The organism is Marinobacter sp. 3-2 (assembly GCF_003751355.1).
In the GTDB taxonomy this organism is placed as follows: domain Bacteria; phylum Pseudomonadota; class Gammaproteobacteria; order Pseudomonadales; family Oleiphilaceae; genus Marinobacter; species Marinobacter adhaerens.
The window spans coordinates 33979-60887 of the sequence record NZ_RJUQ01000018.1 but is presented as its reverse complement, the minus strand read 5'-3'; the positions used below and the strand labels follow the sequence as shown (position 1 = coordinate 60887).

The window sequence follows — 26909 nt, the reverse complement described above, 5'->3', positions numbered from 1 at the left end:
GCCGATCAACATGATGAACATCGACGAAATTCTGGAATACCTGCCGCACCGATACCCGTTTTTGCTGGTGGATCGGGTAACGGAGGTCGAAAAAGGAAAATCGATCAAGGGCTACAAGAATATTTCGTTCAACGAGTCATTCTTTCAGGGCCACTTCCCGAACAACCCGATCATGCCGGGTGTCCTGATTATCGAAGCCATGGCCCAGCTCTCGGGCATTCTCGGTTTTGTGACTGTGGGCCGGAAACCTTCTGACGGCGTGGTACAATACCTCGCCGGCTCGAGCAAGGCACGGTTCAAGCGCCCGGTTTTGCCGGGAGATCAACTGTGCATGGAGTCGGAACTTATCTCCGGTAAACGGGGTATTTACAAATTCGAGTGTCGCGCCCTGGTCGACGGTGAAGTCGTCTGCGTGGCAGAGATTCTGACCGCTGAGAGAGAAGTTTGATGGCGACAAATGACTGGTCGGGTGTCCATCCTCAGGCGATTGTAGACCCGTCAGCCAGGCTCGGGGACAACGTTACAGTCGGGCCCTGGAGCTACATTGGCCCCGATGTGGAAATCGGCGAGGGTACCGAGATCCTGTCCCACGTGGTGGTCAAGGGGCCGACGGTTATCGGCCGGAATAACCGTATTTTCCAGTTCTCCAGTATCGGCGAGGAATGCCAGGACAAGAAATACGCGGGCGAGCCAACCACACTGGTGATTGGCGACAACAACGTGATTCGCGAGAATTGCACGGTTCATCGGGGCACGGTCCAGGACCGGGGTGAAACCCGTATCGGCAGTGGCAATCTTTTGATGGCGTACGTGCATGTCGCTCATGACTGTATCGTCGGTGACAACACCATTCTGGCCAATTGTGCCACCCTGGCGGGCCATGTTTCGGTCGGCGATTTCGCGATTCTGGGCGGTGGTACCATGGTGCACCAGTTCTGTCATATTGGTCCCCACAGCATGGCGGCCGGTGGCAGCATCGTACTCAAGGACATTCCGGCTTATGTGATGGCGAGCGGTCAGTCCGCCCAGCCACACGGCATGAACGTGGAAGGTCTCAAGCGCCGTGGTTTCAGCAAGGATGTCTTGCTGGCTTTACGCCGCGCCTACAAGGTGATCTATCGCCAGGGGCTGACAACCGAACAGGCCGTCGAAGAGCTTGAGAAGTCCTATTCCGATGTTGCAGAAATACGTCCCCTCATTGACTCCCTGCGTGGAGCTCACCGCGGCATCATCCGCTAACCCGGCAGGAGCCTGTCGGTGACAGATCTTTCTAACGCGACCATCAGCGAGCGTAAAATCACATTCGGAATCATTGCCGGTGAGGCATCGGGGGATATCCTCGGTGCCGGCCTGATCCGTTCGCTGCGCCAACGCTATCCCCAGGCCCGTTTCGTCGGCATTGGCGGGGAGGAAATGGTTGCGGAGGGATTTCATTCCCTGGTGCCGATGGAACGTCTTTCGGTCATGGGGCTGGTGGAGGTTCTTGGACGAATTCGTGAACTGTTCAGCATCCGGGCCCGGCTCCTGGACTATTTCTTCGCCACGCCACCGGATGTTGTGATCGGTATCGATTCTCCGGATTTTACGCTTGCGATCGAACGGCGCTGCCGCGAGGCCGGCATTCTTTCCGTGCATTATGTCAGCCCATCGGTTTGGGCCTGGCGGCAGAAGCGGATCTTCAAAATTGCCAAATCGGTCAACCTGATGTTGACCCTGTTTCCTTTCGAGGCAAGGTTTTACGAGGAGCATCAGGTGCCTGTGGCCTTCGTGGGCCATCCACTGGCAGATCGAATTCCCATGGCGCCGGATACCCTCAAGATGCGGGAGTCTTTGGGAATAGATGCGGACGCACCCGTACTGGCGGTTCTTCCCGGTAGTCGTGCAGGAGAAGTGGAGAGACTTGGTACCTTGTTTCTTGAGGCCTCTCGCTGGATACAGGAAAGAAGACCTGATCTGCAGTTGGTGATCCCCTGCGTGAACCGGGACCGGGAGAAGCAGGTGCGCGATCTGGTCGATGCGTTGAAGGTGAAGCTTCCGGTTACCATCGTACGTGGGCGTTCCAGAGATGTGATGGCCGCCTCCGACGTTGTGCTCTTGGCCTCTGGAACGGCAACACTCGAAGCGATGCTTCTTAAAAAGCCGATGGTTGTAGGGTACCGCCTGAGCGGGTTCAGCTATGCGCTTCTGTCGAAGTTGGTGAAGGTGCCTCATGTAGCATTGCCCAATCTCCTCGCCAAGCGCCAGCTTGTTCCAGAGCTGCTCCAGGACGACGCCACGGCCGAGAGTCTGGGTGCAGCAGTGCTTGAGCGACTGGAGAACAAAGAGGAGAGGGCGAGGCTTAACGAAGCCTTTACCGAGTTGCACCATTCACTGAAGCAGGGAGCTGATGAAAAAGCCGCTCAGGCGATCTCAGACCTGATAGAGCAGGGTGCCCACTGATGCCCAAGAGCCCTTTGCCACCCTTCGAATGCCGTTACACCGGTTCTTTGCTTGCCGGTGTGGACGAAGTCGGTCGGGGGCCGCTCATCGGGGCCGTCGTGACTGCCGCGGTCATCCTTGATCCGGACCGGCCAATCGCAGGCCTGGCTGACTCAAAGAAGCTGACCGAGAAGCGTCGCAATGCCCTCTACGATCAGATTCTCGAGCATGCCAAAGCCTGGAGCATTGGCCGGTGCGAGTCCCACGAAATCGACCGGCTGAATATCTACCAGGCCACAATGCTAGCTATGGAGCGCGCAGTATCGGGGCTGGCTGTGGTGCCTGAGTACGTTCTGGTGGATGGTAATCGCTGTCCCAAGTGGCGCTGGCCGTCGGAACCGGTTGTCAAAGGCGACAGTCGGGTGGCTGCCATCAGCGCCGCTTCTATTATTGCCAAAGTAACCCGTGACCGGGAAATGGAAGCGCTGGAAGCGCGTTTCCCAGGGTTCGGCCTGGCGCAGCACAAAGGTTATCCGACCCCGATCCATCTGGAGGCCCTGCGCCGCCTCGGAGCAACCACAGAACACCGCCGCTCCTTTCGACCTGTTCAGGAAGTGATTGAGACAGTGGGATTCTATGAAGATCACGTTGTCTCAAAGCCCGAAGAGCTCCAGTACCGAGCAGACCTTTTCGAAGATATCGATTGACAGTTTTGAATCCAATCCTTAATATACGCGCACGTTGATCGGGGTAGCCCGGTAAACAACCAGTTTTGATGCGGGGTGGAGCAGTCTGGTAGCTCGTCGGGCTCATAACCCGAAGGTCGTTGGTTCGAATCCAGCCCCCGCTACCACTATTAAAATAAAGCCCGCATCTTGCGGGCTTTATTGTTTGTATTCGACCTTTTTTGAGCGTGCCCACCACAATTAAAAAGCCCGTCTTTGCGGACCTTTTTTCGCACTCCAGCACACCCATTTTGCTCTCCACTGCCCCTGCCCGGACTTTTTTGTAACGTTGTGTATGGCGCTTGATTCCGCTAGGCAAAAATTTGCCCGCCTGATCAATTACTTCCCCGCTTTATTACAAATCCCTGACGGGAAATTGACATTTTCGTAATTAGGAAAATGACCACCGTCACACCGATAATCGTCCACGTTTTATACAATTTAACAAAGTCGACGATTTATTGGTGCTTAATGCATATGAAACGCGTCATCAAAGTGTCACAGGCATGGATCGCCGCGTTTATTTTTGGAGCACTTCTCACAGGCTGTGGGGGTGGATCATCGGGTAGTGCTAGCGTCGGTTCGCCGGGCGATTCCGGAGATTCCGCTGGTTCAGGCAGTCAAGTTGATTCCGGGGGCACCGGAGGACAAGAGCCATCTCCCGAGCGCTCCGCAGTGTTGAGCTGGAGCGCTCCCCTGACTCGCGTTAACGGCGAGAGCATTCCGATGGGTGAGCTCGACAAATATGTGATCCGGTACGGTCAGGATGCTGACGAGCTGAGCGAAGAGGTGGTTGTCACCAATGCTCAGGCCGAAGCGGAAATGTCCTACGAGGTGAGTGGTCTGGACGCAGGGACCTGGTATTTCACTATCCAGGTTCAGGATACCAATGGGCTGATCAGTGAGCCCTCCGATGTTGTGAGCAAGTCCATCCGTTCCTGAGACTAGAACCCCGGGCCTGGAGTATGAAGTCTCAGGCCATCGGGTCTGCAATCGGCAGTTTGAGGGTGAACGCAGAGCCTTCGCCCGGTTGCGACGACACCGAAATTTCCCCTCTATGCTTTTCAACAACGGTTTTGACGAAGGATAGTCCGAGTCCCGTTCCGTGGACTCCGGCCAGCTCAGTGCTTTTTTGACGCCGGTAACGGTCGAACAGGTGCGGAAGTTCCTCCGGATCGATACCGGTACCTTCATCGGCAATTGTCAAACAGGCCTGATGGCCAGCGCGGAAGACCTGAATGCTGACGTCTGATCCACGCGGGCTGTATTGAACAGCATTGGTCAGCAGGTTGATAACGGCGCGCTCCAGAAGCTCCGCATTGCCTTTCAGCCACAAATCCTCGGTACCCTGTAACTGGAGTTGTATCTGCTTCTCTACAGCCTGCTCGCTGACGCTGTCACGAGCGTTTTCTACGATCGCCAGAAATTCGCATTCGTAGAACCGGGTTTCCGTTAATTGTTCCGCCCGGGCCAGCTGTACGAATTCCTCGGCCAGGTGATAGCTTCTTCGGGCCAGTCGCCCCAGTTGTTCCAGCTGTTCCTGTTCAATGTGGCTGGGATCCCGTTTCAACTGTTCGATCAGGGCAAGCTGTGAAACCAGAGGCGAACGCACGTCATGGGAAATAAAGTCGATTGCCTCGCGGTGCTGTCGCTGCTGCTCCCTCAATTCCGAAATATCCGAAATATTGGCAATGATGCCTTGCTGGTCGCTGTCTGGCAGCGAAAACGGTGCAAAATGAATCAGGAAATCTTTGTCGCGAATCCTCAGGTCTACGGTGCGGCTCTGTAATAGGGTCAGGGTGTCGGAAACGGTTTCATGCCAGGGTGGTGTCTCCCGCGGATCGTGTCCCTCCAGCAGTCTTACCAGGGGAAGGCCGGCCAGGCTCGGCATGGGCTCGCGGAACCATTCCTCTATGTGGCCGTTGGCAAAACGGATGACCCCCAGTTCGTCAGTCACGATGATACCGTCGGGCATGCGCTCAAAACTTCTTCGGATGAACTGCTGCATGTGGTTCAACCGATCCGTGGCAATGCGGACCCGCTCGATTCGTGCAGAAATGTTTTCACTGGGTCTGGCAGCAGAATCCGCGGGTACGGCTTGCTCAAGGTGCAGCCTGCGCAGATAGCGCTGGATGGCCTCGCGCCCGAGATCATTGGGTAATAGCAGACCCAGGTGATAGCGGGTGCCTGCTCGCAATAGCTGAATCCAGCTGAGATTGCTGTCGTGAAACCAGTGCCCCGGAGTCAGGTCATCCGGAATATCGCTCTGTGACAGCCCACGTGCGGAGAGGATGTCGTTCTCCTCCATCAGAAGCCATCCTGTGGGACGAAACAGGGCCTGGAAGTGCTCCAGAAGTTGTTTCGGGTTCCTTCCCGAAGGTGCGGGCAGGGCGACCTGGGGGCTTCTGGCCAGCTCGTCCAGTTGCCGGTTCAAAAATCGGTTGGTCATGGCCAGTCGAAGGCCGCTGGATACAGGAAAGGCCAAGAGTGGAACCAGCAGTGCGTTTGCAAGGGGAACCCACCATCGCATCGTCAGCAGCACGAACAGATAGATTCCGAGCAGTCCCGCCAGGGCCGTCGCGCAGGCGAGAAGGGTTCGCGCAGGGCGCATGGGTGGCAGGGCGAGGGCGAGTATCAGGATGGTTGTCATAGCCAGCATGGCAGACGCCCACGCCGGTGCCGGTTTAATCAACAATCCCTGCATGTATGCCGACAACACGTTGGCGTGGAATTCAACGCCGGACATCGGACGGCTCAGCCCCGAGAAGGGCGTGGGCAGTATGTCGCCAAAACCGGCGGCTGTGGCACCGACAAAGACCGTTTTGCCACTGAAGTGTTCGGATGCGGCCGGCTGAGTGAGTACCTGCGAGAAAGAATACGACTGCAGAGAGCCAGCACCACCGATCAGGGGCACGGCACGGTATTGATCCCGAATATTGACATAGGACGGCGTATCCCCGGCCTCCGGATTTTCTGGTCCAACACCGCTTGCGGCCAGCGCAAGGCTTGGCCAGAGCTGGTTACCGAGGCCATTAAACAGGTAAAGACCTCGGGCAACGCCGTCGCTGTCCAGTTCCACGTGAGCATGGCCCAGCCCGGCGGCCGCTGAAGCCAGCACTCCAACCGGCAATTGTTCGCTTAACAGGTACTGGGAGGTGGGAGGTGACAGGTAGACTGGCAGAATAACGTTGCCGTGACTTCGCATCTGCTCTGCCAGTTGCTGGTCGTCTGGCGACGGTTCGGCGAACAGAATATCGAACACAATGGTTTTTGCGCCCGCCTCGTTGAGCTTGGCAATGAGCTCAGCGTGCAGATTACGGGGCCAGGGCCAGCGGCCCAGGCGATTCAGGCTCAGCTCGTCGATCGTCACCAGAACTACCTCGTCCGAGGCTTCCAGTGGATTCGAGGTGATGGTTTGGTCGTACAGCCAGTAATCCAGGCGTTGAGGCAGTTCGGTTGTCTGGATAAGCAGGAGCAGTGCCAGCAGTATCAGGCCCAGAGTCCAGGGGGTCGTTTTAATTGGCAGCCAATCCCGGTTCATGAGCCCTGCTGTGTGGTTCGGTCGATCAACGGATTATTCCAGGTACAATTCCCTCCCCGGTCCCCAACGGCTTTGCAGTGGACCATCAGAAAGAGCTTTCAGGCGCACAAAATACCGCCTTCCGGGAATAAGACGCAAGGCTGCCGTGGTATCAGGCAGTGTTGCTTCCTTGATGATATTGTTGAAGCCCGGCTCCTCCGAGAGTTGCAGTCGGTATTCTGCCGCCGTGTCTACCTTCTCCCAGAACACCCTTACCTGGCTGTCGATGTAGTTCACGCTGATGATCCGAACCGGAGGCAGGCTGCCATTGACCACCAGCTCCCGCGGCTGCGTTGTAGCAACTGAATTGCCGCCTGCTTCGGTCACCACGCGCCAGTAATACTTGCCAGGCCCAAGCGGGCGTGAGGGCAGGGCAGCCGTTTCGGGTGCCCACTCGCTGGTGGCAATCAGGTTCCGGAAATCCTGATCCTCGGCTATTTCTACCCGTGCCACTTCATTGTCGCCGTTAAGCTGCCAGCGAAACTCGGGCATATCGTCGTTGACGGTGCCGCCATCTTCCGGAGCAACCAGGCTGGCAGTCCTGGCCTGAAGATCGACTTCCAGCGGGACGACGCGGGGCATTCCCGCCGTGCCGCGAGTATCGAGTGCCGCCAGGTGAACCTCATAGCTGCCATTATCCAGTTGCCCGATATCAAAGCTGTTGCCTGTCAGTTTTCGGCTTTCTACCCAGCGACCTGTGTCGCTTTCGAAGATGTCCACCCGGTGCATGGGGGCGCGACTTTCCTGCCACGTCATGGTGGTGGGCAGTTGGGTCAGTCTCGGTGGCAGTGGATTGAGCGCCGGCGCTGGCGGTAGGCGACGAATGCTCAGGCCGTCATTGTTAGTGGTGGACAGGCTGGCTCCGAAACCCGCAGGGATCCGGCGGGTCTTGCCGGGGGCTCCGAAGTCAACGTCACCCTCGGTTACCTGCAGGCGAGTGCCCTCTGCCGATGTCTGGAGTGAAAATGCGGTACCTCTCACGGCGGCGACGGCCGAAGGCGTTTCAATCTCGAATCGTGCGCCTCCCTCCATGACCGGCTTCACCCGGGTGTGGATCTCGCCCCTGTCGAGTCGGAGTCTGGTATCGACCATGCCGGCTTTGCCGTATTGGGTCAGGCGATTGAAGATGAGTCGAGAATTCGGAGAAATCCTTACTTCCGAGCCGTCCGCCAGTTCAATGGTGGCGGTCCCGGACGCGGACAGAATTTCATCACCAACGCGGATGAGGGCGTCTTCACTCAGGGGTGTTTTCCGACCGGTATTTCCGGAAATCAGCTGTACGGTTCCGGTGACCGATGTCGCCCGCGCCGGCTGAGGTTGGCGCTTTAGCCAGGCAAGGGGAATTCGCACACTGTCGCCGGCACCCAGAATGGCACCGTTGCCAATCTTGTTGTATTGCAGAAGGCGACTCGCGGGATAATTGGGGGCGAGCAGGTCGTTGGCCACTTCCGAAAAGCTTTCTCCCGGCCGCAAGGTGTAGATCCACTCGGGCACCGGGTTGGCCGACGAAACGTCAGAATGCCCGGCTGAACCGCGCGTTACCGACAGCTCGGCAGCCGCGGGGGCAGCCCAGGCAAGCAGTGAAAGGATCAGCAGCAGTGCCGGTAATCGCGGAGCCGGGCTGTCAGTCATTGGCTGCCCTGGCGGGTTCGTCGACGTCAAAGGCCTGGTCCTGCGCCTTCATGGCCTCCAGGCGGTAGCCCCGCTGGTAAATGGTCTTGATACGGAAGCCGTTTTCCGGGTTCAGGCCGAGACGACGGCGCAGTCGGCTCATATGCGTGTCCACGGTACGGGTATTGATATCCCGCGCCAGACCCCAGACGCGCTCAAGCAGCATTTCCCGAGTCAGCAGGCGGCCCTGGTTCTGGAACAGGAACAGGGTCAGATCGAAATCCTTGTCGGTCAGCGTCAGTTCTTCACCATGGAGTGCAATGACCCTTTGCTGCGTGTTGATTTCGAACGGACCATAGCGAAGCACTTCCTTTTCGCTGTCAGGATTGGAGCGTCTCGCCAGAGCATTGATGCGCGCGCCCAATTCCGCCGCACGGGCCGGCTTGGCCAGGTAATCGTCGGCGCCGGCATCCAGAGCCCGAACAATATCTGCCTCGCTGTCCCGCTGGGTGAGAAACACGACTGGAATCGGCCAGTTCAGCTGGGCGCGAACGCTCTCGAGAACATCAATGCCGGTCATGTCCGGAATCTGCCAATCCAGAATCAGGAGGTCATAGCTGCGGTGCAGAACCGCGCCCAGGAAATTTTGGCCGGTCGGGAAGCTGTCGCAGTGATGCCCGCTTTCAGACAGAATTGACTGGATGTGCTGTGCCTGTTCGGTTTCATCTTCAAGCAAAGCAATACGCATTAAGCCTCTCCCGGAGTGTCGCTCTCTTGCCTGGTATCGAGCAGAGCTTTCAATGGACTACTCTGCTATATCAATCAATTATCACAAAATGTGGATCTGCGTTCAGTATCGTTATGTAGACTTGCGTAAACGGACTGAAGGCTTTCCGTTGTCGTCGTCCAGTGTTTGTCGGCAGCCGGGGAAATTACTGCAGCCCCAGAACCAGCCTTTTTTCCCTTTTCGTCGCACCAGGGGCGAGAAACAGTGGGGGCATGGAATGGGTTTCTGGCCAGTGCCATCCTGAGGCGTGGCTTCTTCCAGCGGTCGGGTGCCCCGGCAATCCGGGTAGCGGGTGCAGGCAAAAAAGCGGCCGAATTTGCCCTCTCGCTCCAGCATCGGGGCGCGACATTTGGGGCAGTGGGGCTGTGCCTCTGGCGAGGTTGTGCCGATGCTCTCCGAGTCGACGGTCGGGCGGCCCTGGGGCCTGTCCAGAAAGCCGCGGATCTCCTCTTTGAGGGTATCCAGGAACTTTCTGGGATCGCCCTCGCCACGGCGAATGCTCTCCAGGTTGGCTTCCCAGACGGCCGTGCGATCCGGCTTGCTTACCGATTCGGGCAAAGCACTGATCAACGCCTTGGCTTTGTCGGTGGCGCGTATATGTCGACTGTCGCGGTACAGGTAATCGCGCTTGAACAAGGTATCGATGATCGCAGCCCGGGTTGCTTCGGTGCCCAGGCCATCGGTCTCGCGCAGGGTTTTGCGAAGTTCGGTATCGGTTACAAATCGGGCAATGTTGGTCATTGCCGAGAGCAGGGTCGCGTCGGTGAAATGCTGGGGCGGCTGGGTTTTGCGCTCGCTGAGGCTGCTATCGTCGCAGAATACCGGTTCGCCTTTTTCCAGTCTGGGAAGGGGGGCCTTCTCCGGTTCCTTGCGGGCTTCTCGCAGTTTCAGTTCCAGCGTTTTCCAGCCCGGCACCAGGATGGCGGTTTCCGTCGCGCGGAATTCGTGCGCTGACACTCGTACCGTTAGCTTGCCCTCCCTGTGCACGGCATCGGGCGCGAACTGCATCAGATAATACCGGCTGATCAGTCCGTAGATTTTTTCTTCCGCGTCACTGAGTTTGCCGTTCGGCGTCGGGCGGCTGGTTGGGATAATAGCGTGGTGGGCGTCGACCTGTTTGTCGTTCCAGGCGGAAGTCCTGCGGCCAAGGTCTGCGCCGTTGCAGGCTTCCTCCAGATCCGGTGCTACTCGGGCAATGGCCCTTACCACCTGCTCCCGCTGGCTGTAGTGGCCTTCCGGTAAATACCGGCAATCGGATCGCGGGTAGGTGATGAGCTGGTGGCGCTCGTAAAGATTCTGGGCGGTATCCAGGACGTCTTTGGCCCCCATGCGGAATAGCCGGCCTGCTTCAATTTGCAGGGCCGACAGGGAAAACGGCAGCGGTGGCGCTTCCGACCGATCCCGGAAGCGGGACTCGGTGATGGTGCCGGGTCGGTTTCGAACGCTGTCGGCAATCTGTTCAGCGACTTCCCGGTTCAGCAGGCGGTTCTCTTCATCCAGGTAATCCTGGAACTGCTCGTTGGGCTGCCAGCGGGCGGTGAAGTTTTGCTGGTCGGCCTCTTCCTCTTGAGCCCTGAATCTTGCTTCAATGCGGTAATAGGGCTTGGGCTGGAAGTGTTCGATGGTGTTGTCACGTTCAACCACAAGGCCAAGTACCGGAGTCTGTACCCGGCCAACGGAATAGACCCCCTGTTCACCCTGCCGCTGATAACTGAGGGTATAAAATCGGGTCAGGTTGATGCCATAGAGCCAGTCGGCGCGTTGTCTGGCCAGGGCGGAATGGGATAACCGACGGAATTCCCGGTTGTCCCTGGGGCTCTGGATCGCCCGGGCCACGGCCGCTGGCGTCAAATCGTTGATCAGTATCCGTTGAACCGGAGCGCTGGCACCGAAATAGCGTATAACTTCGTCCACCAGCAGCTGGCCTTCCCGATCCGGGTCGCCAGCATGAATTATGGTCTTGGCCTGGCGAATCAGGGATTCCAGCACCTTTAGTTGTTGCTGCACACTGTCCTTGGGCATGACCTCCCATTTGTCGGGAAACATCGGCAGGTCTTCCTGCCGCCATTTCTTCCAAGCGGGGTTATAGCGTGCAGGTTCTGCCGGCTCCAGCAGGTGGCCGATGCACCAGCTAACGGTAGCAGCATTTTCGCCAGTGCCACAGCGTATCCAGCCCTGGCCTTTCTGGTGAGGGCCGGGGAGGGCAGCGGCGATGGCGCGGCCGAGGCTTGGTTTTTCGGCGATGTACAGGTGCATGGGGTTTGGGTGTTTTGGAATCGGGATGGGAATGTGGCGCTTTGGCTTTATGGTGTCAAGGCTCTCGGGTGTGTCCTGTATGTGTAGTAGACTGAGGGTGTTGGTGGAGGCGGCTGTGAAGATGGCTTTCCCAAAAGACGCCGTGAACCCATCCATGGGGGCTTGGTGTTGCCATCCCTGGCAACACACACTTTTGGGAAAGCCATCTCCACACCCGCTTCTGACCGTTCGCCATTCGCCCTCTTCCATCAGGGTTGAGCAGTAGGAGTCTCGAAACATGAAGATCCAGAATGCAATTGAAACCAAGCTGAACGACGCCTTCGATGCGCGTGTGCTTCAGGTGGAGAACGAGAGCCACAAGCACAGTGTGCCGCCTAATTCTGAAACTCATTTCAAGGTGACCCTGGTGTCGCCGGAATTTGAGGGGCAGATGAGGGTGCGGCGTCATCAGGCGATTTACAAGGTGCTTGCCGAGGAACTGGCGGGGCCGGTTCATGCGCTGGCGTTGCATCTATACTCACCGGAAGAATGGGAGGCGACGGGGCAGTCGGCGCCGGAGTCTCCGAATTGTATGGGCGGGTCGAAGAAAGATCCGGCGATGGCGACGCGGACCGCACAGGGAGAGGGTTCATGAGTCAGTTTTTCCAGATTCATCCGGAGACGCCACAGAAGCGTCTGATCAATCAGGCGGTGGATATTCTGCGTCGTGGCGGGGTGATCGTGTATCCCACGGATTCAGCCTATGCCATTGGCTGTCACCTGGGTGACAAGCAGGCGGCGGATCGGATCAAGCGGATTCGCCGTCTGGATGACAAGCACAATTTCACGCTGGTGTGCCGGGACCTTTCGGACATCGGGGTGTATGCCAAGGTGGACAACACCCAGTATCGATTGCTGAAGAATTTTACGCCGGGGCCCTACACATTCATTCTCGATGCTACCAGTGAGGTCCCGCGTCGATTGCTGCATCCCAAGCGACGGACCGTCGGCGTGCGTGTCCCGGACAATGCCATTGTTCAGGAGCTGTTGGGCGAGCTTGGTGAGCCCATCATGAGCAGCACCCTGATTCTGCCGGGCGAAACCGATCCGATGACAGACCCTTATGAAATCCGGGAAACCCTGGAGCATGAGCTGGATCTGATTATCGACGGAGGATTCTGCGGTATGGAAGCGACCACGGTCGTGGACTTCACCGGCGAGGCTCCGGTGGTTACCCGTGTTGGCAAGGGGGATCCGGCGCCTTTCGAGGTCTGATTCTCCTGATCCGTCTTTCCGTTATGCCCGGGCGTTCAGATTAAAGGCGTACGCCCGGCTATTCCCTGCAGCTTCGATTTGCTCGGCACTCACTGAGCGGCGCATGGTGTCGTAACGGTGCACGAGGTCCTGCAGGCCGTTAAATTGCTGGTTCTCGCTGATCAGTGTGTCCAATAGCGGGTTATTCACTCCGTACGCCTGGTTCAGTTTGAGCGCATTGTCCATGAAATGCAGCGTTGGCTCGTTAACGCTGAGGCGATTGAACGCTTCCTTGAAGTTTTTGTTTACGTTCAGGTCCTTTTCAATCTGGATGCGTGTGTTGTCTGCGATTTTCCCTTCCACCGCAACGCTGCCATTCTCCGTTTTGCTCACGTTCACTGCGGTTGCCGGGTGCAGGTTGTATTCGGCAAGTTTGTGCCGCAGTGTTTCCCGTACAAAGGCAAGATCCTGCCCCACAGTTTGTTTGTAGTCGGTCATGGCCAGTCGGCGGGCTTTCAGCCGTGAGAGGTCAGACTGGTTGTTCTCCGAGGGTGTAAAGCGGTCATCGCCAGGTGTCGGCTCGGTTTCCATGGCCTTTGCCTGTGCTTTGCCGGGCGCGGCTTCCGGCCCTGTTGAAGGCGTCTGGCGCCTTTCCATGGCCTGCTGGAACTGGGTGCTCGCCCGGATCAGAGAGGTCAGTAGGGACATGGATGGGTTTCCTCCTTCGGTCAACCGGAGTGCGGTTTCCGAACAGTCAGCGTTGGGAATCACGAATGCTTGTCATCATGCTCTGCAGCTTTCAGGCCAACTCGATGAAGTCCCGGGCTGAGGGCTCCCTCCTTCCTTCATGTGTAAACGACTTTTCCCGGATCTGATCTGCGTCAGGAAATAATTGACGCATATCTATAAAGTTTGGCGACAGTTAGTTGTCATCACGAAACGTCAAAACAACGTCCTGGCCGCATGCCGCGCGGTCTCTGTGTCGGGTTACCATGAAAAAACAGTATTCCATCCGCTTTCTCTTACTTGCCGCTCTGGCGGCTGCCTTCTCCCTGGTGCTCGTGTTTACCGTCATCCACAGTGCAGACTCGCAGCGTGATCATCTTGAAGAGTTCAGCCACAAATACGTGGATGGACTGGCAAAATCCTATTTCGATGGGCTGAATACCATGATGGTCACCGGCACCATCGGTAACCGGGATGTCCTCCGGAAAAAGGTGATGGCGTCTGAAGACGTGCTGGACGTGCGGGTGATTCGCAGTGACCATTTGAACCGGATCTTCGGCAACGGCAACGCGTCGGAACAGAAGCGGGAACCTTTGGATAAGAAAGCGCTTACCGGTGAGCGGGTGGAGTCCTATTCCAGCAATGAGGACGGGCGAGTCTACACACTTATTGAGCCCGTGATCGCGATGGAAAACTATCAGGGCGTCAACTGTCTTGGCTGTCATCAGGCCAGTGAGGGTGACGTTCTTGGGGCCATTCGGGTGGACTATTCCATGGCTGACAGCGATGCCCGTTTGCAGCAGCAACTGCTGACCAGTGGCGGTATTCAGGTAGCCATCTTTGCTGCGGTGTTTTTCCTGACCGCCGCCGCTTTGAGTCGACTGGTGTTTTCTCGTTTGCGGCGACTCCACGACCGCATGGACGAGATCTCCAGAAATTCTGACCTGACAATTGAGCTTGAGGTTACCCGCAACGACGAGATCGGTTCCGTCTCCCGGGCGTTCAACCGGATGATGGCGAAGATACGGGAGAGCATGAATACCGTCATGGACAACGCCGAACAGGTTGAACAGGCGGCCAGAAGCATTGCGGGGAAGGCTGACACGACAGAGAGTGAAGTGCTTGCCCAGCGTGACAACACAGATCAGGTGGCCAGCGCCACTACCGAGATGGCCGCATCTGCGGTTCAGGTCCGGGAAAATGCCATTCATACCACCCGAAAATCCGCAGATACTGCGGAATCAGCGAGCAAGGGTGAGAGCCTTGCCCGGAATGCAGTAAAAGGCATCGAGGCATTGAACACCGAGGTCCAGAGTGGCGCAAAACGCATTGAGCAGCTGGATCAACGTACCAGCCAGATGTCGGATATGCTGGAGGTAATCTCCAATATCGCTGACCAGACCAACCTGCTGGCGCTCAATGCCGCCATCGAGGCGGCCCGTGCCGGCGAGCAGGGGCGCGGTTTTTCTGTGGTGGCCGATGAGGTGCGTGCGCTGGCGTCGAGAACTCAGGATTCAACGGAGGAAATCCGGAACACCATCAACGGACTGAAGGGAGAGGTTGTCGATTGTGTGGCCACCATGCGCCACGCCTCTGAGATGGCAGAGCATCAGGTTTCAGCGATTCTGACCGTAGAGTCTGAGTTGCAAACCATTGCCTCTGCTGTGCGGGAGATCACCAACCTCAATCAGGAAATGGAGAGCGCTGCCAACGAGCAGAGCGATGTCTCCGAATCCATTAATCACAACGTGATTGAAATCAGTCGCTCGGCAGAGCAGACCTCCGGGGATGCCAAGGAGACAGCGAGAATCGCCGGAGACCTTCTGGCCATGGCCGAGAATCTCAGGAAAACCATCGAACAGTTCCGGCTGAATCAGGAAAGCCGCCCTTAGAACGGCGGCGTGGGTCTGGCGACAGGCTCAGCCCCGATGGTCGGAAACAAAGGGGTTGGTGGCTCGCTCCCGGCCAAAGGTGGACATCGGACCGTGTCCGGGAATGAACGCAACCTCGTCGCCGAGCGGGAACAGCTGTTCCCTGATAGAGCGAATCAGTGTTGCGTGGTCGCCCTTTGGAAAATCCGTGCGTCCGATGGAGCCATGGAACAGCACGTCACCCACAAGCGCCAAACCGGATTCCTTATGATAAAAAACCACATGCCCCGGTGTGTGGCCGGGGCAGTGAAGGACCTCCAGAGTCTGGTTACCCACCGTGACCTGCTGCCCATCTTCCAGCCAGCGATCCGGGGTGAAAACTTCCGGGGCCGGAAACCCGAACATCTGCGCCTGCTGGGGCAGGCCAACAATCCAGAAATTGTCTTCCTTCTGCGGCCCCTCAATGGGAATACCCAGCTCTTTGGACAGCTCCGCAGTTCCGCCGGCATGGTCAATGTGGGCATGGGTAAGCAGAATTTTCTCGACCGTCACGCCTTCCTCAGCCACAGCGGCGCGAATCTTCTCCAGATCCCCGCCCGGATCGACTACGGCTGCCCGGCGCGTCTTTTCGCACCAGATCAGTGAGCAGTTCTGCTGGAAAGGCGTGACCGGAATGATTCTGTAGTTCAGTGACATACCTGTTCTCAATCGCTGAAGAAATGGCTAGTGCCATCAGTTTACTGGAACATCCCGCGTAACAACGAACGCGCCCCGCAAATCGCCCTCGGAGAAGCCGGTCGCCTTGTCTTCAGGATACAGTTCAGCCAGTTTTGCCTTCACCTCCGGGGCGATGGACTTACCGTGACAGCCAAGGCAAAGTTTCTGTGTCGGGATGGCGCTCATATATTGGAACGCCGGCTGTCCGGACGCTTCGGAGACCTGCCAGACCTCCACCGGTTTTCCGTTTTTTACCGGCTGTCTGTCCATGGCCATCAGCTGGATCTCCTGCCAGTCGGTGGGGGTGTTTCCCGGGTTCCGGACTTTCAGACTGGTCCGACTGATGACCCAGCCGCCGCTGCTGTTGTTCCTGGCGATTTCCGGTGCCACAGTCTTGCAAACACCAATACCGTTTGTGAGGCCGCCTTCTTTGATGGCCGCCTGGAGCGCCTGCTTCAGTGAGCCGCCGAAGCTTTTCACCAGGGAACGTGCTTCGGCAACCATTGCTTCCGGGCTATCTGCTTGGGGTTGCGCGAGCAGTGGCATGGAAAGCAAGGAGCATAGCAAGGCTGTTGTGATGATCGGTTTGGTCATTGAATCTCTCCCGGGCTTCTTGGCTTTGGAATAAGTATATAACAAAAGAATAATTCCAAATTGAGCCAGGACAGATTCCGATAGAGCCGATGAATGATCACCACGCCAGCCAGATAACGTGGCGGGCACCCTTGCCGGGTCGCAAGGCCCTCACTGTGACGGGCTCAACAGAAAATCCTGCCCGTCGCAGCCTCTCGGTGAAGGAATGCTCCTGGCCGGCAGACCAGTAGGCGAGGATACCGTCAGGACGCAGCGCTTTCTGGGCGGCCGCAATGCCCTCCGGCGAGTAGATCCAGTTGTTTTCTTTACGGGTAAGGCCTTCCGGGCCGTTGTCGACATCCAGGAGAATGGCGTCCCACTCTGAGTCACCGTTTCTGAGTAATTCTGCCACATCACCAATGTGAACCCGGGCTCTCGGGTCGTTCAGCGGGTTGCCCGCCGCGGAGCCCAGTGGCCCGCGATTCCAGGCTTCTACTTCGGGAACCAGCTCGGCTACCGTGACGCCGGCATCGTCGCCCAGAGCGGCCAGCGCTGCTGCCAGCGTGAAGCCCATGCCCAGGCCACCGATAAGAACCCGGGGAGCAGGCTGATCGGCAATCCGTTCGCACGCCAAGGCAGCTAGAGCATCTTCCGAGCCATGGATCCGGCTGTTCATCAATTCTCCGGTGGTGCCGGCAATTTTGATGGAAAATTCATCATTTCGCTGTAAAAGACGTAATCGGGTTCCCTTGCCGGGGATCATTGCGGTTCCGATTTCGGTAAAGCGGGCCATTGAGAAGTCCTGATGTCGGTAAGGAGGGGCAGTTTAGCTCGCCTGGAGCCAGGTTGAATATCACGGACCGAGAATCGGGGTTAAGAGAGGTGGTACCCCCGGCAGGACTCGAACCTGCTACCTTCCCCTTAGGAGGGGGACGCTCTATCCAGATGAGCTACGGGGGCATTATCGCGAGAAGGGCGGTATGATAGCGGGCTAAGACCTGAGGCTCAAGGTTCGGTCCGGTTTCAGAGAATGTCACGGAGTGTGTTTTGCCAGATCCTTTCTCGCTAAGCGTGATTGTTCCCGTGTGGATGGAAGCGGCAGGTGTAACCGACACCCTGCGCGCCCTGCAACCGATCCGTAACCGGGGGCATGAGGTGGTTGTCGTTGATGGTGGCAGTACCGATCGAACCGTTGAGCTGGCCCGGCCACTTTGCGACAGGGTGGTTGTGTCAGAGAAGGGCCGGGCGCTTCAGATGAACGCCGGCGCGGCAGTTGCAAAGGGCGATCTACTGTTGTTTCTGCACGCAGATACGCGCCTGCCGGAAGAAGCTCTGGAGCATCTCGCAAGTTTCGTCCATTCCCGTCGCGCCTGGGGGCGGTTCGATGTGCGGCTGAGTGGTGAGCGGCTGCTTTTCCGGGTTATTGCCTGGTTCATGAACCAGCGCTCGCGCCTGTCAGGCATCTGCACCGGTGATCAGGCAATTTTCGTACGGCGGGACGTTTTCGACGCCCTGGATGGTTTTCACCAGATGCCGCTCATGGAAGATGTCGAATTCTCACGCCGTCTTTGCCTGGTGTCCCATCCTTTCTGTATAAAAGAGCCAGTCGTTACCGATAGCCGCCGTTGGCAGAAATACGGTGCCTGGCGAACGATTTTTCTGATGTGGCAGCTGCGCTGGCGGTATTGGCGTGGTGAATCGCCGGAGTCCCTGGCCCAAATTTACCGATCGGATGTGCGCAATGCCTCAAAGTAATCCGCCTGCGGCGGTTTTTCTCCAGTTTGCCAAATGGCCGGAAGCCGGGCGGGTTAAAACCCGGTTGATGCCCGAGTTGGGTGCGGTCGGGGCTCTCGAAGCCCATGTTCGGCTCACGCTGGCTGTGCTGGATAACCTGTGTGCGACTGGCTATCCGGTGGAATTCTGGTGGGATAGACCGGTGGATGACCGGCCCGGCGAGGCGGCCTCTATCATTGAAGAGCTTGATGCCGCCGGTCTGATGCAAGGCGTTCAGGAGGGCAGCACACTTGGCCAACGGATGTATCGCGCGTTGAGCCTGTCCCTTCAGGACTATGACAGGGCATTGGTGGTGGGCAGTGATTGCCCCTCGGTCGATCCGGATTACGCCCGTAACGCCGTCGCGCGTCTGAAAGACTACGACGTTGTGCTTGGGCCCTCAGACGATGGCGGCTATGTCCTGATTGGAGCTTCCCGAGTGGCTGAAGGAATGTTGGATGACATTGCCTGGGGCACGCCGGAGGTTCTGGCCCAGACCTGTGAGCGCCTGAAAGCATCGGGGCTCAGCTATTGTTTGCTGGAGCCCCGCTGGGATGTCGACGAGCCCGAAGACTGGGCACGCTTTCTGCGCACTCTTTGAGGACTCTAGCTGGCGGGCACCGGCGGCAGCTCGGTGAGCCTGCCAAGCGCCCGGTTTGCCTCCAGGCCATTCCCACCTGTAACCACTTCTAATGCCTGTTTGCGCTCCAGGACGGCCTTTCTGAAGGTTTCCAGCAATTGTGGTTTCCCGACCTGCTTGATCGAGTTGGCCAGCTGCTGGCGGGAATCAAACGTGTCCATGCCCCGATCAATCTCACGCCAGTAGCGGCTGGAAATCTCGCCGAGTTGCCGGTCTCGCTCGAGTAGCTTGCTGATAACGGCCTGTTTCTCCCGATCAAGGCGTTCCGCTGTCAAAGCGGAGAGGGTTTCCTCAAAGCTGTTAGAGAATTCCTGAACCGCCTGGTCAATCTCTGCCGGGGAAGCGGAAGGTGACTGCACAACAAACCCCAGGGCCGGTGTTTCAAGCATTTCAAAAGGCGTTGCGTAAACGATGTAGCCCATCTGGCGGTTGGTTCGGATCTCTTCGTAGAACGGGCTGCTGATAATCTGGGCCAGCAGCCGGAATCGGGCCCGTTCCTCAAAGCTGGTGTTGTCTCCCTGCATGTAGAGGGTATAGCCCGTGTCCGGATGGTCCACGTCGATGGAAACGAGGGTTTCATTATCTGGCAGCTGGCGCACCTGGCTTCGTGCTACCCGGACCAGCTCGCTGTTGCCCAGAACAATGGCGTCAATTTGCCGCGCGAGGTTAAGAGTCGAGGCCTCGGTGAGGTTTCCGTGCGCCATCATAACCGGGTCAACCTGTGACAGCAGGGCTTCAGAGAAGGACTGCAGTTCCTCGAAGCTAACTTCCCGGGCGGCTCTCAGCTTGGCGTCGGTGGGCCAGGCGCCTTCGATGAGGGACGTCTGGATAAACTCAGAGGTCTGTTCGACGGGGCGATCCTTGGCCTTGTTCTGCAGGCCGTCAATCAGCTGCTGCCGCGCGATCTCGAAACGTTGTTCGGTCAGTTCCGGTGCAGCCACCTGGAGCAGAATCCGGTTCATCAGGGTATGGAGTTTGTCGTTGTAACCGCCGACCCGGACCGTGATACCCCTGAGATGCGGATAGACGCTGTAATCCAGGCCCGCAAGACTGGCGGAGTAAGCCCAGGCGTTCAGATTGGTATTGATGGCGTCCACCAGCAACTGAGTGAGCACGTAGCTGCGTGCCGACGCTCGGGTGGCAGGCGTACGAAGGCCCACAAACACGTTGGCTTTCGGGGTATCAAACCGGGTATCCCGGGCAAACCAGACATCCATTCCCTCGATGGTTGCCAGTTGTGTCGGCTGCGCCATGGTTTTTCCGGGCACCATCGCCAGATCTTCCGGCACAAATGGATTCTCCGGCGGCAGGCGCAGCTGGGCAGCGAGTTTTGGCAGGCTCTGGGTCCTCAGTGTTGCCGGGTCGAGTGGTTCCCGGACCCACGCCGCTTCGTACCAGTCGGTTCGGTTCGGATTTTCAAGTTCAGGCTCCGGTGCCAGAACAAAAGCAAGGAGGTTGTCCGGCGTCAGCCTGTCCAGAATGTCGCGGTACTGTTCCGGCGCGAAGCGCTCAACCAGCCAGGGCGCCCGCAAAACGTCTTCGGCGGGATAGTCCTGGAGGTAACGAGAAAGGCGCATGGCCTCGTGCAGGGGGTTACCCTGTTCGCGGAATCGAAAATCGATGCGAGCCAGGTTCTGCATTTCCAGGAAACGCTGCTCGCTGATGCCTTTCTGGCGGATCTTCTCGATGTAATCGAATACCAGCGGCAGGATGTCCTCATGGCGAGCCAGTCCTTCCGGTGTCAGGGAAATGCTGATTTCGAGGGTGGCGTTCTCGCCGGTATCCATGCCCAGACCTGCGGAAAGGCTTTCCGCCAGACCGGCCCGTTTCAGAACGTCGAACAGGCTGCCCGGGCCCTCGTGGCCGAGCAGGTTGGCCACGTAGCTGGCGGGTTTGGTGCGGTAGTTCGCCTCCTGGGACGGAATAGGGAACGTGAGCGACAGGCTTCGAACGTCCTTCAGTGCTTCTGCTGTGACCTTGGCTGGCAGCTCATCTGAGCGGTACAGGCTGGCGACGTGACGCTTGGTCTCAAGGTTGCGGTTTTCAATGGCATCGAACCGCCCTCGCACCATGGATTCCAGCTCGTCCAGGGTTTGGGGCCCGTAAACCGCCAGGCTCATGATGTTCGAGGAGTAATGCTGCTTCCAGAACTCGATCAGGTCCGGCCGAAGGGGATTTGCTTCCGTATTCTCAAGGGTGGTCAGGTTTCCGACGGCAAAGTGACTGAAGGCGTGATCCGGATTGCTGACGGCCTTCTTGACGGAATAGAAGCGTCGACCATCGTCTTTCTGTTTGGCGCTGAACTCCGAGTGCACAGCGTTGCGCTCACGATCCACCAGTTCGGCGGTAAATAAGGGCGCGGAAAATTGCTGGGCGAACCGATCCAGTGCCGGTTCCAGAAATTCGGCCTGAACATCGAAGAAGTAGTTCGTGTCCTGGAACGCGGTAAAGGCGTTGTGCTGGCCACCGTGGCTCTTGATGAACTGCTGGTACTCGCCCGGATCGGGGTATTTCTCGGTCCCGAGGAACAGCATGTGCTCGAGGAAGTGGGAGAGGCCTTCGCGCTCCGCCGGATCATCTCCGCTACCAACAGCAACGTTCATTGAGGCCGCTGCTTTGTCTGCATCCTCATCAGACACCAGAATGACCTTCAGGCCGTTATCCAGTTCGATGAACCGGTACTGGTTGTCGTCATTGGGGCTCTTCTCCGGAATCTGCGCAGAAAGAGCAAGGGTACTGAACAGCAAAAGTATGAGCAGGGAAAACAGGCGTGAGATCGGGTTCTGCATGGAGTTCTTCCTGACGGTACGTGTGTTCATAGGCCCTCTGGGATCCGGAGAAGAGGTTTGCGAATCAGTGCATCAGCGCGTTGCGGGTGCTTTCAGGCTGCTGGTCAAGTGTTTTACGTGCCAGGTCTGCGGCTTTCTCACTGTCCAGCTGGCCCGAGGCAATACGCTCCAGAACCGTGGCCATGATGGCGACGGACTGGCGATAATCGGCGAACTCGGCCTGGAAGGCCTTGTCGATGGCCTCGTAGACCGCCTGAATTTTCTCTTCCCGTGAACCAGCGTTATCGGCTGTGTCGTTGATGGCCTTCAGGCAGGCCCGGGCAATCGAAATGTAGCGTTCCGCGTTGGGATTGTCTTTCTGCATAGTAGGGGTTCCGAAGGTCGGTGTTCCTGTGAAAACAAGAGATGCCAAAAGGCGCGATAAGTTCCCGATTATGTCATTGCTGGCGGGCGCTTTCATTGCATTGTGGTAATCCGGAAATTGAGCATGCACGGGGCAATTCCTGTGCTAGTCTCAAAAACATTGTGTCGACGAACCGGACAGGCATGTCCCGCTTGTCGGGTCAAAAATTTAGAGTAATAGCTCTATACAAAACAAAGGCTTACAGAGTAAAAGCTCTAAAAAAGTTCGATACATGAAGGTTGCAATTAAGTACAATGCCGGCGTTTCCGGAAAACTCTAAGACTTTAGTCGTATGGGTGCCGGCATGGATAGACAACAACAGAGCAACAGGCAGGGTGGAAGATTGATGAATTATTTCCTGACGGGTGGCACCGGATTTATTGGCCGTTTCCTGGTGGAGAAGCTTCTGGCACGTGGTGGCACTGTCCACGTACTGGTACGTGAACAATCCCAGGACAAGCTGGACAAATTGCGTGAGCGCTGGGGCGCGGATGAAACCCAGGTGAAGGCCGTCATAGGCGACCTGACCAGCAAGAATCTGGGCATCGACGCCAAGACGATGAAAGCCCTGAAAGGGAAAATCGACCACTTCTTTCACCTCGCCGCCGTGTACGATATGGGCGCAGATGAAGAAGCCCAGCAGGCAACCAATATCGAGGGCACCCGCGCTGCGGTGAATGCTGCGGAAGCGATGGGCGCCAAGCACTTCCATCACGTTTCTTCCATTGCGGCTGCCGGTCTGTTCAAGGGAATCTTCCGCGAAGACATGTTCGAGGAAGCCGAGAAGCTGGATCATCCGTACCTGCGGACCAAGCACGAATCTGAAAAGGTCGTTCGTGAGGAATGCAAGGTTCCCTTCCGCATCTACCGCCCGGGCATGGTGATTGGGCATACCGCTACCGGTGAAATGGACAAGGTGGATGGCCCCTACTATTTCTTCAAAATGATCCAGAAAATCCGCCACGCGCTGCCCCAGTGGGTTCCGACCATTGGTGTCGAGGGTGGGCGTCTGAACATTGTGCCGGTGGATTTCGTGGTTAACGCCATGGATCACATTGCCCACCTCGAAGGTGAAGACGGCAAATGCTTCCACCTGGTGGATACCGACCCGTACAAGGTTGGTGAAATTCTCAACATCTTCAGCGAGGCGGGTCACGCACCCAGAATGGGGATGCGGATCGATTCGCGAATGTTCGGCTTTATTCCTCCGTTCATTCGTCAGAGCCTGAAGAACTTGCCGCCGGTGAAGCGTCTGACGTCGGCAATCCTTGATGACATGGGCATTCCGCCATCCGTGATGTCGTTCATTAATTACCCGACCCGTTTTGACGCTCGCGAAACCGAGCGCGTTCTGAAAGGCACAGGCATTGAAGTGCCCCGTCTGCCGGACTACGCGCCGGTGATCTGGGATTACTGGGAGCGCAATCTGGATCCGGACCTGTTCAAGGACCGCACGCTCAAGGGCACGGTTGAAGGTCGTGTCTGCGTGGTGACCGGTGCTACGTCCGGTATTGGTCTTGCAACTGCCCAGAAACTGGCAGACGCCGGCGCGATCCTCGTGATCGGTGCCCGCAAACTCGAGCGCCTGAAGGAAGTGGCCGCAGAGCTGGAGTCCCGGGGCGCAAGCGTGCACGCCTATCCCTGCGATTTTTCCGATATGGATGCCTGCGACGAGTTCGTGAAGACCGTGTTGGATAACCATGGCCAGGTCGACGTGCTGGTCAACAACGCCGGGCGCTCGATTCGCCGTTCACTGGATCTGTCGTTCGACCGCTTCCACGATTTCGAGCGCACCATGCAGCTGAACTACTTTGGTTCCGTTCGTCTGATCATGGGCTTTGCGCCCAAGATGCTTGAGAATCGCCGCGGTCACGTGGTCAACATCTCGTCCATCGGTGTGTTGACCAACGCTCCCAGGTTCTCGGCTTACGTGGCTTCCAAATCCGCGCTGGATGCCTTCAGCCGCTGCGCCGCTTCGGAATGGTCGGATCGCAATGTCACGTTCACCACCATTAACATGCCGCTGGTGAAAACGCCGATGATTGCGCCAACCAAGATCTACGATTCTGTCCCCACGCTAACGCCGGACGAGGCGGCAACCATGGTTGCCGATGCCATTGTCTATCGGCCGAAGCGAATCGCTACCCGCCTGGGTATCTTTGCCCAGGTGCTTCACGCCCTGGCGCCCAAGATGGCCGAGATCGTCATGAACACCGGTTACCGGATGTTCCCGGATTCACCGGCCGCCGCCGGTAGCCGTTCCGGGGAGAAGCCAAAAGTGTCCAGCGAGCAGGTGGCTTTCGCCGCCATCATGCGGGGCATCTACTGGTAACGTGGTAGCCCATGACTCCAGTGGGAGGGGGAGTTACTCCCCCTCCCATATTAATGGGTTAAACGAGATTCGCCTCTTTTATCAATTGTTCTGGGCTAAAGAAAACGTGCCGATAGCCGATGGTTAACATAAGAACAATATAAAAGAAGGGCTATTGATGACTCTCAAGAAACGTCTTTTGCTGACTTTGCTGCTGGTTGGCCTGCTTCCCGTCATTGCCATCTCGTTTTTTAACGCCGAAATTGCCCGACAGAGCCTGACGGAACAGGCGTTGCAACAACTCTCTATTGCGGCTACCAATAAGCAGCATAGTGTTGAAGATTATCTCAGCACTATTGCCCGGCAGCTGAAAGCCATGGCCAATAATCGCGGGACCCGAACGGCGGCCCAGGGGTTTGGTTTGGCATTCCAGAATTATGAAAAACTGGTACAAGAGGAGCAGTCGACCTTACGAGAAAACGTCGAGGCTTATTATCAGCAGAATTTTTTGCCACCCTTGAAGCAAAATGGTGGTGCTAGCGGACGTTCAGCCTCGGACTTCGTTGCATCCCTCAGCAAAAACAGCCTGGCTCTGCAGATGGGTTACATCGTGGACAACCCGAATCCTGTGGGGCAGAAAGACGAATTGGTATCGGCTGACGTCCATATCGCGCAGTTTTATAACACGCTTCACAAACAGTGGCACACCTCGTTCAAGGAGTTTCAGGAGGCGTTTGGCTACTACGATATTTATCTGATTGATGCCGATACAGGCCATGTTATCTATTCCGTAGCCAAAGAGGTGGATTTTGCTACCTCCCTGAAAGACGGTCCCTACGCGGATTCTGGCCTGGCGGCAGCCTATCGTCAGGCGATGTCTGACGGACAGGATACTGCTCCGACTTTTGTTGATTTTACTCGGTATGTACCGTCCTACGGTGCGCCCGCCGGATTTGTGGCAACCCCCATATATTCCGAAAAAGATGAGCGGCTGGCCGTGCTGGCCTTCCAGTTTCCCATCGACAGCCTGAACAACATCATGATGGAACGAGATGGCATGGGCGAAACCGGGGATGCCTATCTGGTGGGGCCGGATAACCTGATGCGGTCAGACTCCTACCTGGATCCGGAAAACCGCAGTGTTGTCGCTTCCTTTGCCGACCCAGAGAATGGACGCATTAGTTCGACATCGGTGGATGAGGCCCTGGCCGGAAATTCCGGTGAAGGCGTGGTTGCGTCCTACCGTGGCGAGCCAGTGTTTTCCGCCCACAGGCCAGTTACCGTAGGCGGGCTGAACTGGGCGCTGGTGGCGGAGATTAGCGAAGACGAGGCCTTGGCGCCGGTGCGTGAAATGTGGACGCTGGCGGCGATAGCCATTGCTATTGTGCTCTTGGCCGTGGCGGCCGTCGCGGTCTGGACCGCAGTGCGGATCATGAAACCCCTCGGCAAAGACCCGTCCGAATTGCAGGCACTGGCGGAACAGGTAGCTGCAGGTAACCTGGTCATTGATTCGTCCGACAGTGACAAGGCTACGGGCGTATACGGCTCCATGCTCAAGATGGTGTCAGACCTGAAAGAAGTGATCTTCAAGGTTGAAGAAGCGTCCCAGCGCCAGGCCAGTGCATCTGAACAGTTGTCCGGTACCACCTCGCAGACTCTGGACAGTGTGAATCAGCAGGCAGAGCAGACTGAGCAGGTGGCGTCGGCCATTGAAGAAATGTCCTCTGCCATCAGCGAGGTGTCCCAGAATACCTCGGAATCGGCAGCCGCCGCCCGGCGCACTGATGAGGCGGTCAGCCGCAGCGCCACCGAGGTGGAATCCTCCGCTGAGGACACCCGTGCTATGGCCAGGGAACTGGAGGAAGCAGAAGCCGGCATAGAGGACTTGCGAAAGAATATGGAATCCATCACCAGGGTTCTGGATTCGATAAAGTCCATCGCCGACCAGACTAACTTGCTGGCTTTGAATGCCGCTATTGAAGCGGCCCGGGCCGGTGAACAGGGCAGGGGCTTCGCGGTGGTCGCGGATGAGGTGCGCAGCCTGGCCCAGAACAGCCAGAAGGCGACCGAGGAGATCAGTAGTTCCATCGAAACTCTGGTTAATTCTTCGGAGCGTGCTTCAAAGGTGGTTACCCGCTGCAGCACCCAGGCCAGAGGTATTTCTGAGCGGGCAGGAACCGTAGTGTTGCAGCTTCGCGAGGCAGTGGAAGAGGTTGCCCGGATGTCCGGTATGGCGGAGCAGATTGCTACGGCTTCCGAAGAGCAATCAGCCACGGCCGAAGAAGTAACGCGCAACGTATCCACAATTGCTGAAAAGTCCTTGGAGACCAAACAGGCCATGGTCCAGATCTCCGAAGCCAGTGGTGACTTGGCGGAGTTGTCCCATCAGCTCAAGGATTCTCTGTCCCGCTTTAAAGTCAGCTGAGTGCGAGGCGTGCCTTCCACAATTATGCCTGGCACACATAAAAAAACCCGCTTCAGCGGGTTTTTTTATGG

The 26909-nt window shown here is 57.3% G+C and carries 22 protein-coding genes and 2 tRNA genes; 13 read left to right on the top strand and 11 right to left on the bottom strand.

Going from position 1 to position 26909, the window contains the following annotated elements; all coding sequences use genetic code 11:
- Nucleotides 1-10 precede the first annotated feature (10 nt).
- The 6 genes from fabZ to EDB94_RS18070 all read left to right on the top strand — a co-directional run bounded on the left by fabZ (nucleotide 11) and on the right by EDB94_RS18070 (nucleotide 4085).
- Nucleotides 11-448, top strand: coding sequence for a 3-hydroxyacyl-ACP dehydratase FabZ (gene fabZ, locus EDB94_RS18095; protein WP_008170365.1), 438 nt, complete (start codon nucleotides 11-13; stop codon nucleotides 446-448).
- Nucleotides 448-1239 (top strand): acyl-ACP--UDP-N-acetylglucosamine O-acyltransferase, encoded by a 792-nt coding sequence (lpxA, locus tag EDB94_RS18090; protein ID WP_008170364.1) that lies wholly within the window; start codon nucleotides 448-450, stop codon nucleotides 1237-1239. The genes fabZ and lpxA overlap by 1 nt, the downstream gene beginning before the upstream one ends.
- Before the next feature lie 18 nt (nucleotides 1240-1257).
- Complete coding sequence (gene lpxB, locus EDB94_RS18085) at nucleotides 1258-2439, top strand: lipid-A-disaccharide synthase (RefSeq protein WP_108019188.1); 1182 nt, start codon at nucleotides 1258-1260, stop codon at nucleotides 2437-2439.
- Nucleotides 2439-3125 (top strand): ribonuclease HII, encoded by a 687-nt coding sequence (rnhB, locus tag EDB94_RS18080; protein WP_108019189.1) that lies wholly within the window; start codon nucleotides 2439-2441, stop codon nucleotides 3123-3125. The genes lpxB and rnhB overlap by 1 nt, the downstream gene beginning before the upstream one ends.
- 69 nt (nucleotides 3126-3194) lie before the next feature.
- Nucleotides 3195-3271: transfer RNA gene (locus tag EDB94_RS18075), tRNA-Met, on the top strand.
- A gap of 547 nt (nucleotides 3272-3818) precedes the next feature.
- Complete coding sequence (locus EDB94_RS18070; RefSeq protein ID WP_260312628.1) at nucleotides 3819-4085, top strand: fibronectin type III domain-containing protein; 267 nt, start codon at nucleotides 3819-3821, stop codon at nucleotides 4083-4085.
- Nucleotides 4086-4116: 31 nt separating this feature from the next.
- Here EDB94_RS18070 and EDB94_RS18065 read toward each other — a convergent pair whose 3' ends face one another.
- From EDB94_RS18065 to EDB94_RS18050, 4 genes are all read right to left on the bottom strand, one after another.
- Complete coding sequence (locus EDB94_RS18065; RefSeq protein ID WP_108019190.1) at nucleotides 4117-6684, bottom strand: CHASE2 domain-containing protein; 2568 nt, start codon at nucleotides 6682-6684, stop codon at nucleotides 4117-4119.
- A gap of 33 nt (nucleotides 6685-6717) precedes the next feature.
- Nucleotides 6718-8355, bottom strand: coding sequence for a FecR domain-containing protein (locus tag EDB94_RS18060; RefSeq protein ID WP_108019191.1), 1638 nt, complete (start codon nucleotides 8353-8355; stop codon nucleotides 6718-6720).
- On the bottom strand, nucleotides 8348-9082 hold the full coding sequence (locus tag EDB94_RS18055; RefSeq protein WP_108019192.1) for a response regulator transcription factor: 735 nt from the start codon (nucleotides 9080-9082) through the stop codon (nucleotides 8348-8350). Before EDB94_RS18055 ends, EDB94_RS18060 begins: the two co-directional genes overlap by 8 nt.
- Nucleotides 9083-9193: 111 nt before the next feature.
- A complete protein-coding gene (locus EDB94_RS18050; RefSeq protein WP_108019221.1) occupies nucleotides 9194-11377 on the bottom strand; it encodes a DNA topoisomerase 3 in 2184 nt (727 codons plus the stop codon).
- A 277-nt stretch (nucleotides 11378-11654) separates the two neighbouring features.
- Here EDB94_RS18050 and EDB94_RS18045 point away from each other — a divergent pair, with 277 nt between their 5' ends.
- The gene (locus tag EDB94_RS18045) at nucleotides 11655-12011 is read left to right on the top strand and encodes a BolA family transcriptional regulator (protein WP_008171407.1); all 357 of its coding nucleotides are present in this window, start codon (nucleotides 11655-11657) and stop codon (nucleotides 12009-12011) included.
- A complete protein-coding gene (locus EDB94_RS18040; protein WP_108019193.1) occupies nucleotides 12008-12631 on the top strand; it encodes an L-threonylcarbamoyladenylate synthase in 624 nt (207 codons plus the stop codon). Before EDB94_RS18045 ends, EDB94_RS18040 begins: the two co-directional genes overlap by 4 nt.
- A 21-nt stretch (nucleotides 12632-12652) precedes the next feature.
- On the opposite strand, the gene EDB94_RS18035 is transcribed toward EDB94_RS18040, so the two are convergent.
- Complete coding sequence (locus EDB94_RS18035; protein ID WP_108019194.1) at nucleotides 12653-13318, bottom strand: hypothetical protein; 666 nt, start codon at nucleotides 13316-13318, stop codon at nucleotides 12653-12655.
- A 284-nt stretch (nucleotides 13319-13602) separates the two neighbouring features.
- On the opposite strand from EDB94_RS18035, the gene EDB94_RS18030 reads away from it, so the two are divergent.
- Nucleotides 13603-15228 (top strand): methyl-accepting chemotaxis protein, encoded by a 1626-nt coding sequence (locus EDB94_RS18030; RefSeq protein WP_108019195.1) that lies wholly within the window; start codon nucleotides 13603-13605, stop codon nucleotides 15226-15228.
- A gap of 27 nt (nucleotides 15229-15255) precedes the next feature.
- Here EDB94_RS18030 and EDB94_RS18025 read toward each other — a convergent pair whose 3' ends face one another.
- From EDB94_RS18025 to EDB94_RS18010, 4 genes are all read right to left on the bottom strand, one after another.
- Nucleotides 15256-15903 carry an MBL fold metallo-hydrolase gene (locus tag EDB94_RS18025; RefSeq protein WP_008171415.1) on the bottom strand — a complete coding sequence of 216 codons (648 nt, stop codon included), beginning with the start codon at nucleotides 15901-15903 and terminating at the stop codon, nucleotides 15256-15258.
- A 36-nt stretch (nucleotides 15904-15939) separates the two neighbouring features.
- Complete coding sequence (locus tag EDB94_RS18020; RefSeq protein ID WP_108019196.1) at nucleotides 15940-16518, bottom strand: DUF3365 domain-containing protein; 579 nt, start codon at nucleotides 16516-16518, stop codon at nucleotides 15940-15942.
- 97 nt (nucleotides 16519-16615) lie between these two features.
- Nucleotides 16616-17290, bottom strand: coding sequence for a hypothetical protein (locus EDB94_RS18015; protein ID WP_108019197.1), 675 nt, complete (start codon nucleotides 17288-17290; stop codon nucleotides 16616-16618).
- A gap of 90 nt (nucleotides 17291-17380) precedes the next feature.
- A tRNA-Arg gene (locus EDB94_RS18010) sits at nucleotides 17381-17457 on the bottom strand.
- Nucleotides 17458-17544: 87 nt separating this feature from the next.
- Here EDB94_RS18010 and EDB94_RS18005 point away from each other — a divergent pair.
- Both EDB94_RS18005 and EDB94_RS18000 read left to right on the top strand, forming a co-directional pair.
- The gene (locus EDB94_RS18005) at nucleotides 17545-18252 is read left to right on the top strand and encodes a TIGR04283 family arsenosugar biosynthesis glycosyltransferase (RefSeq protein ID WP_108019198.1); all 708 of its coding nucleotides are present in this window, start codon (nucleotides 17545-17547) and stop codon (nucleotides 18250-18252) included.
- Nucleotides 18239-18871, top strand: a complete 633-nt coding sequence (locus EDB94_RS18000; RefSeq protein ID WP_108019199.1) for a TIGR04282 family arsenosugar biosynthesis glycosyltransferase — start codon at nucleotides 18239-18241, stop codon at nucleotides 18869-18871. Before EDB94_RS18005 ends, EDB94_RS18000 begins: the two co-directional genes overlap by 14 nt.
- Before the next feature lie 5 nt (nucleotides 18872-18876).
- Here the strand turns inward: EDB94_RS18000 and EDB94_RS17995 are convergent, their stop codons facing one another.
- Together EDB94_RS17995 and EDB94_RS17990 are read right to left on the bottom strand one after the other, a co-directional pair.
- Nucleotides 18877-21699, bottom strand: coding sequence for an insulinase family protein (locus EDB94_RS17995; RefSeq protein ID WP_108019200.1), 2823 nt, complete (start codon nucleotides 21697-21699; stop codon nucleotides 18877-18879).
- 64 nt (nucleotides 21700-21763) lie between these two features.
- The gene (locus tag EDB94_RS17990) at nucleotides 21764-22063 is read right to left on the bottom strand and encodes a hypothetical protein (RefSeq protein WP_008171428.1); all 300 of its coding nucleotides are present in this window, start codon (nucleotides 22061-22063) and stop codon (nucleotides 21764-21766) included.
- 385 nt (nucleotides 22064-22448) lie between these two features.
- Between EDB94_RS17990 and EDB94_RS17985 the strand changes: the two genes are divergently transcribed.
- Nucleotides 22449-24434: an SDR family oxidoreductase gene (locus EDB94_RS17985; RefSeq protein ID WP_008171430.1), complete on the top strand. Its 1986-nt coding sequence runs from the start codon at nucleotides 22449-22451 to the stop codon at nucleotides 24432-24434.
- A 157-nt stretch (nucleotides 24435-24591) separates the two neighbouring features.
- Entirely contained in the window at nucleotides 24592-26838 is a 2247-nt protein-coding gene (locus EDB94_RS17980; RefSeq protein ID WP_108019201.1) for a methyl-accepting chemotaxis protein, read from the top strand.
- Nucleotides 26839-26909: the final 71 nt, after the last annotated feature.

Coding starts and splice junctions, on each gene's coding strand:
- lpxA (WP_008170364.1), top strand. CDS start 448: ATGGCGACAAATGACTGGTCGGGTGTCCATCCTCAGGCGATTGTAGAC.
- EDB94_RS18000 (WP_108019199.1), top strand. CDS start 18,239: ATGCCTCAAAGTAATCCGCCTGCGGCGGTTTTTCTCCAGTTTGCCAAA.
- EDB94_RS18015 (WP_108019197.1), bottom strand. CDS start 17,290: ATGGCCCGCTTTACCGAAATCGGAACCGCAATGATCCCCGGCAAGGGA.
- rnhB (WP_108019189.1), top strand. CDS start 2,439: ATGCCCAAGAGCCCTTTGCCACCCTTCGAATGCCGTTACACCGGTTCT.
- EDB94_RS18045 (WP_008171407.1), top strand. CDS start 11,655: ATGAAGATCCAGAATGCAATTGAAACCAAGCTGAACGACGCCTTCGAT.
- EDB94_RS18025 (WP_008171415.1), bottom strand. CDS start 15,903: ATGTCACTGAACTACAGAATCATTCCGGTCACGCCTTTCCAGCAGAAC.
- EDB94_RS17985 (WP_008171430.1), top strand. CDS start 22,449: ATGAATTATTTCCTGACGGGTGGCACCGGATTTATTGGCCGTTTCCTG.
- EDB94_RS18060 (WP_108019191.1), bottom strand. CDS start 8,355: ATGACTGACAGCCCGGCTCCGCGATTACCGGCACTGCTGCTGATCCTT.
- EDB94_RS18055 (WP_108019192.1), bottom strand. CDS start 9,082: ATGCGTATTGCTTTGCTTGAAGATGAAACCGAACAGGCACAGCACATC.
- EDB94_RS18065 (WP_108019190.1), bottom strand. CDS start 6,684: ATGAACCGGGATTGGCTGCCAATTAAAACGACCCCCTGGACTCTGGGC.
- EDB94_RS18050 (WP_108019221.1), bottom strand. CDS start 11,377: ATGCACCTGTACATCGCCGAAAAACCAAGCCTCGGCCGCGCCATCGCC.
- EDB94_RS17980 (WP_108019201.1), top strand. CDS start 24,592: ATGACTCTCAAGAAACGTCTTTTGCTGACTTTGCTGCTGGTTGGCCTG.
- fabZ (WP_008170365.1), top strand. CDS start 11: ATGATGAACATCGACGAAATTCTGGAATACCTGCCGCACCGATACCCG.
- EDB94_RS17990 (WP_008171428.1), bottom strand. CDS start 22,063: ATGCAGAAAGACAATCCCAACGCGGAACGCTACATTTCGATTGCCCGG.
- EDB94_RS18020 (WP_108019196.1), bottom strand. CDS start 16,518: ATGACCAAACCGATCATCACAACAGCCTTGCTATGCTCCTTGCTTTCC.
- EDB94_RS17995 (WP_108019200.1), bottom strand. CDS start 21,699: ATGCAGAACCCGATCTCACGCCTGTTTTCCCTGCTCATACTTTTGCTG.
- EDB94_RS18035 (WP_108019194.1), bottom strand. CDS start 13,318: ATGTCCCTACTGACCTCTCTGATCCGGGCGAGCACCCAGTTCCAGCAG.
- EDB94_RS18040 (WP_108019193.1), top strand. CDS start 12,008: ATGAGTCAGTTTTTCCAGATTCATCCGGAGACGCCACAGAAGCGTCTG.
- EDB94_RS18030 (WP_108019195.1), top strand. CDS start 13,603: ATGAAAAAACAGTATTCCATCCGCTTTCTCTTACTTGCCGCTCTGGCG.